A 16,278-nucleotide genomic window follows, 5' to 3' on the forward strand; every position below is an offset into this window, starting at 1 on the left:
ATATAATAGAGCAAATGTAAGTTTAGGAGAAAAAGATGTTTCTGATCGAATTAATCAAGGCGGTTCTTTTTGGGATTGTCGAGGGGATTACAGAATGGTTACCGATCTCAAGTACAGGTCACTTGATTCTGTTACAGGATTTTGTGCAGTTTAAAAATCAAGATCCAGCCTTTATGGAGATGTTCAATGTCGTGATCCAATTGGGTGCGATTCTAGCAGTTGTGGTGATTTATTTTGATAAATTGTATCCCTTCAAACCTGGGAAATCTCCACTAGAAGTACGTCGAACTTGGCAATTATGGGCAAAAGTTGCGGTTGCAACCCTCCCGCTTGTCTTTGTTTTTAAATTGGATGATTGGTTTGAGGCGCATTTCCACAATTCGATTTCCGTTGCGATTATGTTGATCACCTACGGGATTGCCTTTATCTATCTGGAAAGACGGGAACAGGTTGAGCCAGCAGTAACGGAATTGCATAAGTTACCTTATCGAACAGCTCTTTATATTGGACTATTCCAAGTTTTATCGCTATTTCCAGGAACAAGCCGTTCAGGTGCTACGATTGTAGGTGGTTTGATCAATGGTGTTAGCCGTCCAGTGGTGACAGAATTTACCTTTTATTTGGGGATTCCAGCTATGTTTGGAGCTAGCCTCTTAAAGGTTGGGAAATTCGTTCTTGGCGGGCATTCACTTGCACTAGGGCAACTTTTTATTCTACTGGTAGCGATGGGAGTAGCCTTTGTGGTCAGCATGTACGCTATCCGCTTCTTGACAGATTATGTGAAAAATCATGATTTCACCGTCTTTGGGAAATACCGGATTGTTCTTGGTTCCATCTTGCTATTGTATGGACTCTTCCGTGTTATTTTCTAAGAGAAGGCTTGAACTTGATCAAATTATTTTTCGAGGTTGGAGACTTTTGTCCCGACCTCTTTTCTATGCATCCTTTTTTTGAATTCTATCCAATTTTTTAGTATAATAGTAAGACTAGAAGTATGAGGTTATGCTATGAAGATGAAGCAAATTAGTGATTCAACAATTAAGATCACGATCCAACTAGAAGACTTAGAAGAACGTGGGATGGAAATTGCTGATTTTCTTGTCCCACAAGAAAAAACAGAAGAATTTTTCTACGCTATTTTGGATGAGCTCGAAATGCCTGAAAGCTTCCTGGATAGCGGGATGCTGAGTTTTCGTGTGACACCAAAACCAGATAAATTGGATGTTTTTGTTACCAAATCAAAAATTGACCAACAATTGGATTTTGAGGATTTGTCAGATCTTCCCGATATGGAAGAGTTGTCGCGCATGACGCCAGATGAATTTATCAAAACCCTGGAAAAAACAATCTCTGATAAGACAAAAGGGGATGCAGAAGCCATTCACCATTTGGAACAAGAAGAGTTGCGGGACAATCAAGAACAAGATCCGACACCTGAAGCACCAGTAAGTCAGTATATTTATTACATTTTGCGTTTTTCAAATATCCAGCAAGCAGTTGCCTTTTCAAAAACGGTAAGCTTCCCAGTGGATACTTCTGAATTATACAAAATGGAGTCAGATTATTATTTAACTGTCTTGATCGATACAGAGGATCAACCAAATCAATATCCAACCTGGTTACTTGCTATCATTCGGGAGTATGCGGATGATTCAGAAGTGACACGGGCCGTTCTACAGGAACATGGTCACTTACTAATGGTGTCTGGTGCGATTGAGAATTTGAAGAAAGTTGCTAGCTTATGATGTCCTTTTCCTTGCAATTTGTTCTGGTGCTGATTGGGACTTTTATGATTGCCTTGGTATTGACGCCCTTGGTTCGCCTATTCTCCTTTAAGATTGATGCAGTAGATTATCCGAATGCACGCCGAATCAATACCAAGCCCATGCCAAGCGCGGGTGGACTGTCTATCGTGATTGCTTTTTCAATTGCGACTCTCGTCTTTATTCCTATGCTGACATCCACTACCGCACCAATCAAAAGTTACCTGTCTTATACCTTGCCGGTCGTAGGAGCGGGATGGATTATCGCTCTTACAGGCTTGATCGATGATGTAAAAGAGTTGTCTGCCAAGAAAAAGATGATCGGCATCCTGCTGGCAGCGAGTCTGGTCTGGTTTTTGACAGATTTTCGGCTGAATGATTTCAAGATTCCATTCGGTGGTCCCTTACTTCATTTTGAACCGTGGCTTTCTTATCTTTTGACAGTGATTTGGATTGTTGCCATTACCAATGCGGTCAATCTGATTGATGGATTAGATGGCTTGGTGAGTGGGGTCTCTATTATTTCCCTAGTAACAATGGGGATTGTGTCCTATTTCTTTCTACCAGTCCCCAATCTCTTTCTGACCATGACGATCTTTGTCTTGGTTGCGTCCATCGCAGGTTTCTTTCCCTTTAACTACCATCCAGCCATTCTCTATCTGGGAGACACCGGTGCCTTGTTTATCGGATTCATGATTTCTGTCTTGTCCTTGCAAGGTTTGAAAAATGCAACGGCAGTTGCGGTAGTCACCCCAATGATTATCCTCGGAGTACCGATTACAGATACCTTTTTAGCGATTATCCGTCGGACTCTTTCTGGTCAAAAATTTTATAAACCGGATCGCAATCACTTGCACCACCGACTTCTGTCTCTGGGCTTGACACATCGGGGAACTGTACTTGTGATCTATGGAATTTCGATGATTTTCTCCTTGATTTCTCTCTTGCTCAACATCTCGAGTCGCATTGGGGGCGTCCTACTTGTGATCGGGCTCTTGTTTGGGGTAGAGCTGTTAGCAGAATTGATAGGGGTTCTGGGGCCACATCATAGTCCTTTGTTAAATGTTCTGCGCTATATAGGGAATTCTTCCTACCGGGAGGAAGTTCGTCAAAAACGAAAAGAAAAAACTAAATAAGAATAGTTCTAATCAAAAGAAAAGCCATTTAGGCTTTTTTTTGATATACTTGAAAGGTAAAAAAAATACTTTGTGATGAAGGAATCTTTGCTTTGAGAAGCCTTCCAGACTTCAAAGTAAAAAGAAAGGGAATGCAATGTCGACATTAGAAATTAAAGACCTTCACGTTGAAATTGAAGGCAAAGAAATTTTAAAAGGTGTAAACCTGACCCTAAAAACTGGTGAGATCGCAGCCATCATGGGACCAAACGGAACAGGGAAATCTACTCTGTCAGCTGCCATTATGGGAAATCCGAATTATGAAGTAACCAAAGGGGAGATTCTCTTTGATGGTGTCAACATCTTGGAATTGGAAGTAGACGAACGAGCACGGATGGGCTTGTTCCTTGCCATGCAATACCCTTCAGAAATCCCAGGAATTACCAATGCAGAATTTTTACGTGCAGCCATGAATGCTGGTAAAGAAGAGGACGAGAAGATCTCTATTCGTGATTTCATCAAAAAATTGGATGAAAAGATGGAATTGCTCAATATGAAAGAAGAAATGGCAGAACGCTATTTGAACGAAGGGTTCTCAGGTGGTGAGAAAAAACGCAATGAAATCCTTCAATTGTTGATGTTGGAACCAACATTTGCCCTTTTGGATGAAATTGACTCTGGTTTGGATATCGATGCTCTTAAGGTCGTATCTAAAGGGGTTAATGCAATGCGGGGTGAAGGTTTTGGAGCGATGATCATCACCCACTACCAACGTTTGTTGAACTATATTACTCCTGACGTCGTTCATGTGATGATGGAAGGCCGTGTCGTGCTTTCAGGTGGGCCAGAATTGGCTGCACGCTTGGAACGGGAAGGCTATGCCCAACTCGCAGAAGAACTCGGTTACGACTATAAAGAAGAACTATAACCTGATGACAAGTGATCTAATGTTGTCATAAAATCAAACAGATAGTATCTTTATTAGGAGAAAAAAATGAGTATTGAAAATATTACCCTCTTTTCGGAACTGCATGCTGAGCCAAGCTGGCTGCAAGATTTACGAAAAAAAGCTTTTGACAAGATCGATCAGTTGGAATTGCCAGCCATTGAACGTGTCAAATTCCACCGCTGGAATCTTGGAGATGGGACGATCACAGAAAGCGAGGCTTCTGCCAATGTTCCCGATTTTACAGCCCTCGATTCAAACTTAAAATTGGTCCAAGTTGGAACTCAAACTGTATTTGAACAGGTGCCACAAGCCTTGGCAGACCAAGGAGTTCTTTTTACAGATTTCCATACTGCCCTAGAAGAAATTCCTCAGGTAGTGGAAGACTACTTTATGTCTTCGGTTAAATACGACGATGATAAACTAGCAGCATACCACACGGCTTATTTTAATAGTGGGGCTGTGCTATATGTTCCAGATAACGTCGAAATTTCAGAACCAATCGAAGGTATTTTCTACCAGGATAGCGACAGTGATGTACCTTTTAATAAGCACATTTTGATTATCGCAGGTAAAAACAGCAAGTTTAGCTATTTGGAACGCCTAGAATCAAAAGGTGAAGGCTCAGCAACAGCAACTGCTAATGTGACGGTTGAGGTGATCGCCCGCTCAGGTGCCCAAGTGAAATTTGCGGCGATTGACCGCCTGGGTGAAAATGTCACAGCCTACATCAGTCGACGTGGGAAACTAGGTCAGGATGCCAGCATTGATTGGGCTATCGGTGTTATGAACGAAGGTAACGTGGTTGCAGATTTTGACAGTGACTTGGTTGGAAACGGAAGCCATGCAGATTTGAAAGTCGTTGCCTTATCAAGCGGTCGTCAGGTGCAAGGAATTGATACCCGTGTGACCAACTTTGGCTGCAACTCGATCGGAAATATCTTGCAACACGGGGTTATTCTTGAAAAAGGAACCTTGACCTTCAACGGAATTGGTCATATTATCAAGGGGGCTAAAGGAGCAGATGCTCAGCAAGAAAGCCGTGTCTTGATGTTATCGGATCAAGCACGTTCAGATGCGAACCCAATCCTCTTGATTGATGAAAATGACGTCACAGCAGGCCATGCTGCATCGATCGGTCAAGTGGACCCAGAAGATATGTATTACCTCATGAGTCGTGGTCTGGATCAACACACAGCAGAACGCTTAGTGGTGCGTGGTTTCTTGGGATCTGTTATTGTTGAAATTCCAGTTAAAGAAGTACGTGATGAAATGATTGCCACCATCGAAGAAAAGTTATCTCAACGCTAAGGAGAAACAATGCTAGATAAAAATACGATTGCTCAAGATTTTCCCATTCTCGATCAACTAGTTCACGATGAGCCTTTGGTTTATCTAGATAATGCAGCAACGACGCAAAAACCTAAACCTGTTCTTGAAGCAGTTAATCACTATTATTTGCAAGATAACGCCAATGTTCATCGTGGAGTTCATACTTTGGCTGAACGAGCGACAGCAGCCTATGAGGCGGCGCGTGAGAAAGTCAGAAAATTTATCAACGCTTCATCAACCAAGGAGGTGCTCTTTACAAGAGGGACAACGACTGGACTCAACTGGGTAGCTCGCTATGCAGAAGAAGTCCTAAAGGAAGGGGACGAAGTCTTGATTTCCATCATGGAACATCATTCCAACATCATTCCTTGGCAGCAAGCCTGCAAGAAGACAGGAGCAAAACTGGTCTATGTCTATCTAAAAGATGGCTTACTGGATATGCAGGACTTAAAGAGCAAGCTTAGTGAGAAGACAAAATTTGTCTCCATCACCCATGCTTCGAATGTCTTAGGGGTGGTCAATCCGATCAAGGAAATTGCTCGATTAGCCCATGAAGTTGGAGCGATCATGGTCGTAGATGGGGCTCAATCAACCCCTCATATGGCCATTGATGTACAAGACTTAGATGCGGATTTCTTTGCTTTTTCTGGCCATAAGATGGCTGCACCAACAGGGATTGGTGTCCTCTATGGGAAGGAAGAAATCTTAGAGCAAATGTCTCCAATCGAGTATGGGGGCGAGATGATTGACTTTGTTTACGAACAATCTGCCTCTTGGAAGGAATTGCCTTGGAAATTTGAAGCTGGAACACCTAATATGGCGGGAGCAATTGGTCTTGGTGCAGCAATCGATTACTTAGAAGAGCTGGGTATGGACCAGGTAGAAGCGCATGAGCAAGAACTGATTGCCTATGTGTTTCCAAAATTACAGGCTATCGAAGGCTTGACCATCTATGGTTCCCAAGACTTAGCCCAACGTTCTGGCGTCATTTCCTTTAATCTAGGAGATCTCCATCCGCATGACTTAGCAACAGCACTAGATTATGAAGGGATTGCCGTTCGTGCAGGTCACCACTGTGCACAACCGCTTCTTCAATACCTACAAGTCCCAGCGACAACGAGAGCAAGTTTTTATATCTACAACACCAAAGCGGACTGTGATAAATTAATTGAGGCATTGATCAAAGCAAAGGAGTTTTTCAATGGCACTTTCTAAATTAGATTCGCTGTACATGGCGGTCGTAGCCGACCATTCAAAACACCCCCATCACCAAGGGCAGATTGAAGATGTTGATCAGATCCAACTCAACAATCCAACTTGTGGAGATGTGATCCAGTTGAGTGTGAAATTTGATGAGAATGACAGGGTGGAAGATATTGCCTTTGTGAATTCAGGTTGTACGATCTCAACGGCTTCAGCTAGTATGATGACGGATGCTGTAATGGGAAAAACAAAAGAGGAAGTCGAAGAATTGGCACAGGTCTTTTCAGAAATGGTCCAAGGCCAATCAGATCCTCGCCAAGAGGAGTTGGGAGATGCAGCCTTCTTATCTGGAGTCTCAAAATTCCCACAACGGATTAAATGTGCAACCCTCTCCTGGAATGCTCTCAAAAAAGCGATCGAACGTAGCAAATAATTAAAAGAAGAAACAGAGAAAGAAAGGAAATTATGGCTGAAGAAAGAGTCGAACCGAAACCAATTGATCTCGGTGAATATAAATTTGGATTTCACGATGACGTTCAACCCATTCTCTCTACCGGGAAGGGATTGAATGAAGCGGTTATTCGTGAATTGTCTGCAGCAAAAAATGAACCAGAATGGATGCTCGAATTCCGTTTGAAATCTTTTGAAACCTTCAAAAAGATGCCCATGCAAACCTGGGGAGCCGATCTATCAGAAATTGACTTTGATGATTTGATCTATTATCAAAAACCTTCGGATAAACCTGCCCGTTCATGGGACGAAGTCCCAGAGAAAATCAAGGAAACCTTTGAGCGTATCGGGATTCCTGAAGCGGAACGTGCTTACCTAGCGGGAGCTTCTGCTCAGTATGAATCAGAAGTGGTTTACCACAATATGAAAGAAGAGTTTGAAAAGTTGGGGATTATCTTTACCGATACAGATTCTGCCCTAAAAGAATATCCAGACCTATTCAAACAGTATTTTGCGAAGTTAGTGCCACCAACGGATAACAAATTGGCTGCCCTAAACTCAGCAGTCTGGTCTGGTGGAACCTTCATTTATGTGCCAAAAGGCGTAAAAGTAGACGTTCCCCTTCAAACTTACTTCCGTATCAACAATGAAAATACAGGTCAGTTTGAGCGCACGTTGATTATCGTGGATGAGGGAGCAAGTGTTCACTATGTAGAAGGCTGTACAGCACCGACCTATTCAAGCAATAGCCTCCATGCAGCGATTGTTGAGATCTTTGCCTTGGATGGTGCTTATATGCGCTACACGACCATCCAAAACTGGTCTGACAATGTCTACAACTTGGTCACCAAGCGGGCCAAAGCTCAAAAAGATGCTACAGTTGAGTGGATCGACGGGAACTTAGGAGCCAAGACAACCATGAAGTACCCATCTGTTTATCTAGATGGAGAAGGAGCGCGTGGGACCATGTTGTCCATTGCCTTTGCGAATGCAGGTCAACACCAAGATACAGGTGCCAAGATGATCCACAATGCCCCTCACACTAGCTCGTCTATCGTATCCAAATCCATCGCGAAGGGTGGCGGAAAGGTAGACTACCGTGGACAAGTGACTTTCAACAAGAACTCTAAGAAATCAGTTTCTCACATTGAGTGTGACACTATTATCATGGATGATTTATCTGCATCAGACACGATTCCATTTAATGAAATCCACAACTCACAAGTTGCTTTGGAGCACGAGGCCAAGGTTTCAAAAATTTCAGAAGAACAACTGTATTATTTGATGAGTCGTGGTTTGTCTGAATCAGAAGCGACAGAAATGATTGTCATGGGATTTGTAGAGCCCTTTACAAAAGAACTTCCAATGGAATACGCCGTTGAGTTAAACCGACTCATTAGCTACGAAATGGAAGGATCTGTAGGATAATTCATTTTCATCAATCAAAAATCACAATGGATTTGACTCCATTGTGATTTTTTTACTTATAATTTTTCGTTGACATAACGAACAAATTCATTCCACCAAACCTTTAAGAAAAAGCTTTTCTCAATGGTTCTTCCTGCTACCATATCGACTGTTGGTTCTTGATCTTCTAAGTAGCCACGTCCGATTTTATCTGGATCAGTGTAGTGTAATTTTCCAAGATTTGTGCCTGATTTGACAGGTGCTCGGAATGATTCTTGGTCACTCTTGAATTGAATTTTTGGTTCTGCTTGACTGCCTTGCTTTTCAACGATATAGAAGTCTTTTTTTGCAACAGCTAAAACAGTCTCTGACTTCCCATCCATGATAGTTGCCTTACTTTTTCCGTAGGGATCTCCTTCTTTGACGACAATGGAAGAAACAAAGGTCCGTACCACGTAGTTCATCAGAGAAGAAGTAGCCACAAAGCGTGCATATGGATCACCGTCAACTGCCTCCACTCCTAGGACAACCGTGATCATATGGATGCCATTTTGCGTCGTCGATGCAGCAAAGGTGATGCCACCTTTGGTAGAGTTGCTGACCCGTAGGCCATCAACTCCAGAACGATAATTCGGCATGCCTTCTAGCATCAGGTTGGGGTTTTCAATCTGCGTGTTTGAAAAAAGAGCAGTGGGTTTTGAAGTATATTTGGTCACTTCAGGAAAATCCTGGAGTAAGTGCTTGGCAATGACAGCAATATCATAAGCACTCAATTGATTTTCGTCTCCTTTCCCGTCAGGATCTCCGCTGATGGTTTGAGTATTTAATCCGGTAGCATTAATTAAATGAGGAGATTGAATGCCCCATTCAGCAAGTTTTTGCTTCATTTTTTCAACGAAGCTTTTTTCGGAGCCCCCCACTTTCTCAGCTAAGGCCAAGGCAGCAGTGCTAGAATTTCCAACTAAAAGAGCAGTCAATAACTGTTCAACTGTATATTGGTTCGCTTCCATAGGAAGAGTACCAGCACCTTCGATATCATTTAAGGCCAGAGCTTTCTCAGACAATTTGATAGGATCTTTTAGAGAAAGTTTTTTTTCATGAATGGCTTCGAAAATCAGATAAGTGGTCAAGAGTGTAGATAGTCCCCCCACATCTCGCTTTTTCTCTGAATCCTTTTCATATAAGATTTTACCTGTATCAGCTTCAACAGCAATAGCGCTTTGAGCAGGAAGATCCAGATCATCTGCTAGAACGACTTGATAAGGTAAACTGCATAACAGCAGCATGAAGGTTAAAAAAGAAAGAAAGAATTTTTTCACAGTTGTTTCCTCGTTGCTTAGTCCTCTCTATTGTATCATACAAATGATCAATGGAAAATCGTAAAATCATCAATTAGGCTAAAAAGTCAATCATAACAAGGTTTTTGGATGGGGTTGAAGCAAATATTCAGAAAATTTAGTTTACTTTTTTTTCTACTTGTGATATAATCTTAAACAAATCTAAAAAAACTATTGGAGAATTCCTATGAAAAAAGGTAAAGTATTCGCAGTTGCCGGAGTAACACTCCTTGCAGCTGGATTGTTGGCTGCATGTTCTGGTTCAAATACTAGTAAAGCAAGCTCAGGTGAAGACAAAAACTATGGTTATGTCTACACAGATGATCCTCAAACTTTGGACTACACTGTATCTTCTAAAGCTGCTACACATGATATCACTACAAATGTCGTAGATGGTTTGATGGCAAATGACAAGTATGGAAATCTTGTGCCATCACTTGCAGAAGATTGGTCTGTTTCAAAAGATGGTTTGACTTATACCTACAAGATTCGTAAGGGTGTTAAATGGTACGATGCAGATGGTGAAGAACATGGTGAAGTGACTGCCAAAGACTTCGTAACTGGTTTGAAACACGCTGCTGATAAAAAATCTGAAACCCTTTCACTTGTTCAAGGTTCTGTCAAAGGCTTGGATGATTATGTACAAGGAAAAACTACAGACTTTAGCCAAGTTGGTGTCAAAGCTGTTGACGATTACACACTTCAATATACATTGAATAAACCTGAAACCTTCTGGAACTCTAAAACAACAAACGGAATCTTGTTCCCAATTAGCACAGAGTTCTTGAAGAGTAAGGGAGATGATTTTGGTCAACCAAACGATGTGAAATCAATCCTTGCAAACGGACCTTTCCTTCTTAAATCAATCACTTCAAAATCATCTGTTGTATTTGAAAAGAATGACAACTACTGGGATAAGAAAAATGTTCACCTTAAAGAAGTGAAACTCACTTATTATGATGGATCAGACCAAGATTCATTGGCGCGTGGTTTCTCTGATGGAGCTTATACAGTTGCTCGTCTTTTCCCAGCAAGCTCAAACTTTGCTACAGTAGAGAAAAAATATAAAGACAACATTTACAACACACCGGCTGGTTCAGGTGTAGCAGTCCTTGGTTTCAACATTGATCGTCAATCTTACAAACACACAGCTAAGAAATCAGATGCTGAAAAATCTTCTACTAAGAAAGCAATCTTAAACAAAGATTTCCGTCAAGCTATCACCTTTGCCTTGAATCGTGAAAACTATTCAGCGCAAGTAAATAGTAAAGCATTTGCTAAACCAGCTATCCGTAATACCTATACAGCTCCTGCTTTTGTACAAGTTAATGGGAAAGACTTTGGAGATGTGGTTGCAGATAAGTTGACTACTTATGGAGACCAATGGAAAGGTGTCAACCTTGCAGATGGTCAAGACGGTCTTTACAACAAAGACAAAGCAAAAGCACAACTTGAAAAAGCAAAAGCTGAACTTCAAAAAGATGGCGTTCAATTCCCAATTCATATTGACGTACCAGTAGCACAAAACTCTACAAACTTTGTTTCACGGATGCAATCATTGAAACAAACAGTGGAAGATACTCTTGGTAAAGACAATGTCGTTCTTGACCTTCAAATGATGGACCAAGACGAAGTGTTGAACATCACATTGAATGTTCCATCAGCTGCAGATGCAGATTGGGATCTTCAAGGATTGGTCGGATGGAACCCAGACTACGATGATCCATCAACTTACCTTGATACTCTTCAACCATCATCAGAAGACCAAACAAAAGTTTACCTTGGTTTTGCAGGTGGTGTAGATAATGCTTCAGCCAAAGCAGTTGGCTTGGATGAGTATGCGAAACTTCTTGCAGATGCTAATAGCGAATCACTTGATGTAGCTAAACGTTACGAAAAATATGCTACTGCTCAAGCTTGGTTGAGTGATAGTGCCTTGGTAATCCCAACAATGTCAAGCACAGGCGCAGCAACAGTTGTTTCTAAAGTGGTTCCATTCTCTGGCCCATCAGCTCAAACAGGTAACAAAGGATCTGCTTACTTCAAATATGTAGAAGTTCAAGATGAACCTGTTACTAAGAAACAATACGAACAAGCACGTGAAAAATGGCAAAAAGAAAAAGCTGAGTCAAACAAAAAAGCTCAACAAGATCTTGAAAAACACGTTAAATAATTAATTATTGCTTTTCATTAGAACTTTCTCTTCTAGGGGAGAAAGTTCTTTTGGACATTAAAGGAATGAAATATGAAAAAATATGTTTTTATGCGTATTTTGCGTTCGTTAGTGTCGATCTTTCTCGTCACGACATTAACCTACATGATTATCTATACGCTAACACCGAGAAATCTCATCTTTAAAAATGACCCCAACTACAATAAAGTAGCGAAGACAAAAGATTCGAAGATCAACTACGAAAATACTGTCTACGATCGCATGGGTTATTTGGAATACATGGATTCAAAGAGCTTGCAACAAAAAGCAAGTAAAGAAGATTCTTCTGTAACAGTTGATGCGACAACTGCCAATGAAAAGATCTATAAGGAATACATTAACAAATTAGGTCATGGTTGGCAGTTGAAACGTTTCCCAGAAAGTAAGTCTTTCTATGCGGTGCGTGAAATTCCAGTTTTTGAACGTGTCGTCAGCTTCTATGCGAATTTGATTCAATTTGATCATCCAGGTTGGGTGAAAGATGCTTCAAATCCAAACCTCAAACGCTATATCCGTATTGAAAATGATCCGTCTATTGGTTGGTCAGTTGTAGGTTCTGGTACGAAACACAAATACCTCTTGTACTTTAATGGTCAATTCCCATATGTACACCAAAACTTTGTGACCTTAAACCTTGGAAATTCATATCCAACTTATTCAAATACCCCTGTTCTTCAAGTTATTACACAAGGACAAGGAACAACTAAGAAGAGTGAAGTGAACTTCCCAACAGGTAAAAAGACATCTTCCATCGATATCTACTCACGTACCTACAAATCACCAAGTAAGGCAGACTCACAAGATATCAGTCGATTTGGTAAAGGGGACGCTTATACAGCAACGTTGAGCAACTATGAGAATCCATCCATGATTGCATCTTCTTCAATCATTGGTTTGATTGGTATTGCAATTTCTTATTTGATTGCGATCCCATTAGGATCTTACATGGCTCTGTTCAAGAACTCATGGTTTGATAGCATCTCAACAGCTGCTTTGACATTTATGATGTCTCTTCCAACCATTGCTTCGGTCTACATTGTCCGTTTAGCAGGTTCATTCTTTGGGCTTCCAGACTCATTCCCAGTTCTTGGAGCACAGGACTGGCGTTCATATGTATTGCCGTCTCTGATTCTTGGTTTATTGAGTGCACCATTTAACGCCGTTTGGATTCGTCGTTACATGATCGATATCCATTCACAAGATTTCGTCCGTTTTGCTCGTTCAAAAGGATTGTCAGAACGTGAGATTTCAAAAAAACACATCTTCAAAAATGCGATGGTTCCATTGGTATCTGGTATTCCGACATCTATTATTGGAGTTATCTCAGGTGCGACACTTACTGAAACAGTCTTCGCTTTCCCAGGTATGGGTAAAATGTTGATTGACTCTATTAAAGCATCAAACAACACCATGGTTATCGGACTTGTCTTCATCTTCACATCGCTTGGTATCTTTGCTGCCATGTTAGGTGATATCTTGATGACAGTGCTTGATCCACGGATTAAATTAACGAATACGAAAGGAGGCAAATAATGGCTACAATCGATAAAAATAAATTTCAGTTTGTAAAACGCGATGACTTTGCCTCTGAAGTAATCGATGCTCCAGCGTATTCATACTGGAAATCTGTATTCAGACAATTCTTTAAAAAAAGAACCACGATCATTATGCTTGCTGTTTTGATTGGGATTCTCTTGATGAGTTTTATCTACCCGATGTTTTCAAATTTTGATTACAACGACGTAAGTAAGGTAAATGACTTTTCAGCACGTTTGAATCCACCAAGTGCCAAAGCTTTCTTTGGTACAGATAACAACGGTAAATCCCTCTTTGATGGAGTTTGGTTTGGTGCTCGAAATTCGATTATCATTTCCTTTATCGCAACTGTTATTAACGTGGTGGTCGGAGTCATCGTTGGTGGAATTTGGGGAATCTCAAAATCCATCGACCGTATCATGATGGAAGTTTATAACGTTATTTCAAACATTCCATTTATGTTGATCGTTATCGTCTTGACTTACTCAATGGGATCTGGTTTCTGGAATTTGATTCTTGCCATGTCCTTAACAGGATGGATCGGAATTGCCTACATGATTCGTGTTCAAATCATGCGTTACCGTGATTTGGAGTACAACTTGGCCAGTCGAACATTAGGAACACCAACGTTGAAAATTGTTACGAAAAATATTTTACCTCAATTGGTATCTGTAATCGTGACCCAGACATCACAAATGTTACCAAGTTTTATTTCTTACGAAGCTTTCCTTTCCTTCTTCGGACTTGGTCTTCCAATCACAGTTCCAAGTTTGGGACGGTTGATTTCTGACTATTCTCAAAACGTAACTACAAATGCCTACCTATTCTGGATTCCACTTACTGTTTTGATTTTAGTATCCTTGTCATTCTTTATCGTCGGACAAAACTTGGCCGATGCCAGCGACCCACGTACACATAGATAGGAGGAGTAGATATGACATCAAATAACAATATTATTTTATCTGCTCAAGATATCGTAGTGGAATTTGACGTGCGCGATCGCGTACTGACAGCGATTCGTGGCGTATCGCTTGAGCTAGTAGAAGGTGAAGTTCTTGCCTTGGTTGGTGAGTCAGGTTCAGGGAAATCAGTTTTGACAAAGACGTTCACCGGAATGTTAGAAGATAATGGCCGTATTGCCCAAGGTTCGATTAAATACCGTGGTCAAGAATTGACAGATTTAAAATCGAATAAAGATTGGGAAAATATTCGTGGATCTAAGATCGCTACAATTTTCCAAGACCCAATGACAAGTTTGGACCCAATCAACACAATTGGTTCACAAATTACGGAAGTCATTATCAAACACCAAGGGAAAACAGCTAAAGAAGCTAAAGAAATGGCTTTGGACTATATGGAGAAAGTTGGAATTCCAGATGCGGAACGTCGTTTTGATGAGTATCCATTCCAATATTCAGGTGGGATGCGTCAACGGATCGTTATTGCCATCGCCTTGGCCTGCCGTCCAGATATCTTAATCTGTGACGAACCAACAACAGCCCTAGACGTAACCATTCAAGCGCAAATCATTGATTTGTTGAAATCCCTTCAAAAAGAATACCAATTTACAGTTATCTTTATCACCCACGACTTAGGTGTGGTTGCAAGTATTGCAGATAAAGTAGCCGTTATGTATGCTGGAGAAATTGTTGAGTTTGGTAAAGTAGAAGAAATTTTCTACGATCCAAAACATCCATACACATGGAGCTTGCTTTCAAGCTTGCCTCAATTGTCAACCTCAGATGGTGATCTTTACTCTATCCCAGGGACTCCGCCATCATTGTATGCTCCAATCAAAGGAGATGCCTTCGCTCTTCGTTCAGACTATGCAATGCAGATTGATTTTGAAGAAGAGGCACCTGCTTTCAAAGTGACCGATACTCACTGGGCGAAGACATGGTTGCTCCATCCAGATGCACCAACAGTTCATAAACCAGAAGTAATCGAAAACCTTCACGAAAAGATTGGCTCAAAAATGGGCTTCACTCACATGACAGAATAGGAGGAAGGAAATGACTGAAAAATTAGTTGAAATTAAAGATTTAGAAATTTCCTTCGGTGAAGGAAGTAAAAAATTCGTTGCTGTAAAGAACGCCAACTTCTTCATTAATAAGGGAGAAACTTTCTCTCTTGTTGGTGAATCAGGAAGTGGGAAGACAACAATTGGACGTGCGATCATCGGTTTGAATGATACAAGTGCTGGAGAAATTATTTATGACGGTCGCAAGATCAACGGAAGAAACTCTCACAGTGAAAAATCAGAGTTGATCCGAAAAATTCAAATGATCTTCCAAGACCCAGCAGCAAGTTTGAATGAACGTGCAACAGTTGATTATATTATCTCTGAAGGTTTGATCAACCACCATTTGTTTAACAGTGAAGAAGAACGTCAGGAAAAAGTAAAAAATATTATGCATGAGGTTGGACTTCTAGCAGAACATTTGACACGTTATCCTCACGAATTCTCAGGTGGTCAACGTCAACGGATCGGTATTGCCCGTGCACTTGTCATGGAACCAGAATTTGTCATTGCGGATGAACCAATCTCAGCCCTTGACGTTTCAGTACGTGCACAGGTCTTGAACCTTTTGAAAAAATTCCAAAGAGAATTAGGCTTGACCTACCTCTTTATTGCCCATGACTTGTCAGTTGTGCGCTTCATTTCTGACCGTATTGCAGTTATCTATAAAGGGGTTATTGTAGAAGTAGCAGAAACTGAAGAGCTATTTAACCACCCAATCCATCCATACACCCAATCCCTACTTTCAGCGGTCCCAATTCCAGATCCAATTCTAGAACGTAAAAAAGTTCTAAAAATCTACGATCCAGAACAACATGATTATTCTGAAGATAAACCACAAATGGTTGAAATTAAACCAGGTCATTATGTATGGGCTAACAAAGCTGAAGAAAACAAATACAGACAAGAATATAAATAGAGAGGATTCCCTCTCTATTTTTTTATTTCAAAAAAACT

The 16,278-nt window shown here is 40.9% G+C and carries 14 protein-coding genes; 13 read left to right on the forward strand and 1 reads right to left on the reverse strand.

Features of this window, described 5'->3' with window-relative positions; genetic code table 11:
* Window positions 1-35 precede the first annotated feature (35 nt).
* The 8 genes from WKT08_RS09915 (at window position 36) to sufB (ending at window position 8,237) form a co-directional block, all read left to right on the forward strand.
* A complete protein-coding gene (locus WKT08_RS09915; protein ID WP_049485791.1) occupies window positions 36-872 on the forward strand; it encodes an undecaprenyl-diphosphate phosphatase in 837 nt (278 codons plus the stop codon).
* Between the two features lie 135 nt (window positions 873-1,007).
* Complete coding sequence (mecA, locus tag WKT08_RS09920; protein ID WP_340281801.1) at window positions 1,008-1,745, forward strand: adaptor protein MecA; 738 nt, start codon at window positions 1,008-1,010, stop codon at window positions 1,743-1,745.
* Entirely contained in the window at window positions 1,742-2,899 is a 1,158-nt protein-coding gene (locus WKT08_RS09925; protein WP_023919310.1) for a glycosyltransferase family 4 protein, read from the forward strand. The genes mecA and WKT08_RS09925 overlap by 4 nt, the downstream gene beginning before the upstream one ends.
* Before the next feature lie 136 nt (window positions 2,900-3,035).
* Window positions 3,036-3,806, forward strand: coding sequence for a Fe-S cluster assembly ATPase SufC (sufC, locus tag WKT08_RS09930; protein WP_003004238.1), 771 nt, complete (start codon window positions 3,036-3,038; stop codon window positions 3,804-3,806).
* 66 nt (window positions 3,807-3,872) lie between these two features.
* Complete coding sequence (gene sufD, locus WKT08_RS09935) at window positions 3,873-5,135, forward strand: Fe-S cluster assembly protein SufD (RefSeq protein ID WP_003004052.1); 1,263 nt, start codon at window positions 3,873-3,875, stop codon at window positions 5,133-5,135.
* Window positions 5,136-5,144: 9 nt separating this feature from the next.
* The gene (locus WKT08_RS09940) at window positions 5,145-6,371 is read left to right on the forward strand and encodes a cysteine desulfurase (RefSeq protein ID WP_340281805.1); all 1,227 of its coding nucleotides are present in this window, start codon (window positions 5,145-5,147) and stop codon (window positions 6,369-6,371) included.
* Window positions 6,358-6,792: a Fe-S cluster assembly sulfur transfer protein SufU gene (sufU, locus tag WKT08_RS09945; RefSeq protein WP_003010276.1), complete on the forward strand. Its 435-nt coding sequence runs from the start codon at window positions 6,358-6,360 to the stop codon at window positions 6,790-6,792. The genes WKT08_RS09940 and sufU overlap by 14 nt, the downstream gene beginning before the upstream one ends.
* 32 nt (window positions 6,793-6,824) lie before the next feature.
* Complete coding sequence (gene sufB / locus WKT08_RS09950; RefSeq protein WP_003010279.1) at window positions 6,825-8,237, forward strand: Fe-S cluster assembly protein SufB; 1,413 nt, start codon at window positions 6,825-6,827, stop codon at window positions 8,235-8,237.
* Between the two features lie 56 nt (window positions 8,238-8,293).
* Here the strand turns inward: sufB and WKT08_RS09955 are convergent, their stop codons facing one another.
* Window positions 8,294-9,535, reverse strand: a complete 1,242-nt coding sequence (locus WKT08_RS09955; protein ID WP_150905375.1) for a serine hydrolase — start codon at window positions 9,533-9,535, stop codon at window positions 8,294-8,296.
* A 205-nt stretch (window positions 9,536-9,740) separates the two neighbouring features.
* Between WKT08_RS09955 and WKT08_RS09960 the strand changes: the two genes are divergently transcribed.
* From WKT08_RS09960 to WKT08_RS09980, 5 genes are all read left to right on the forward strand, one after another.
* Window positions 9,741-11,726 (forward strand): peptide ABC transporter substrate-binding protein, encoded by a 1,986-nt coding sequence (locus WKT08_RS09960; RefSeq protein ID WP_049473260.1) that lies wholly within the window; start codon window positions 9,741-9,743, stop codon window positions 11,724-11,726.
* Between the two features lie 72 nt (window positions 11,727-11,798).
* Complete coding sequence (locus WKT08_RS09965) at window positions 11,799-13,298, forward strand: ABC transporter permease (RefSeq protein WP_023919303.1); 1,500 nt, start codon at window positions 11,799-11,801, stop codon at window positions 13,296-13,298.
* The gene (gene oppC / locus WKT08_RS09970; RefSeq protein ID WP_023919302.1) at window positions 13,298-14,224 is read left to right on the forward strand and encodes an oligopeptide ABC transporter permease OppC; all 927 of its coding nucleotides are present in this window, start codon (window positions 13,298-13,300) and stop codon (window positions 14,222-14,224) included. The genes WKT08_RS09965 and oppC overlap by 1 nt, the downstream gene beginning before the upstream one ends.
* 11 nt (window positions 14,225-14,235) lie before the next feature.
* A complete protein-coding gene (locus tag WKT08_RS09975; protein WP_049485799.1) occupies window positions 14,236-15,303 on the forward strand; it encodes an ABC transporter ATP-binding protein in 1,068 nt (355 codons plus the stop codon).
* Between the two features lie 10 nt (window positions 15,304-15,313).
* On the forward strand, window positions 15,314-16,240 hold the full coding sequence (locus tag WKT08_RS09980; protein ID WP_021154496.1) for an ATP-binding cassette domain-containing protein: 927 nt from the start codon (window positions 15,314-15,316) through the stop codon (window positions 16,238-16,240).
* Window positions 16,241-16,278: the final 38 nt, after the last annotated feature.

It is taken from the genome of Streptococcus sp. HCA-5024 (assembly GCF_037890265.1).
Classification (GTDB): domain Bacteria; phylum Bacillota; class Bacilli; order Lactobacillales; family Streptococcaceae; genus Streptococcus; species Streptococcus lingualis.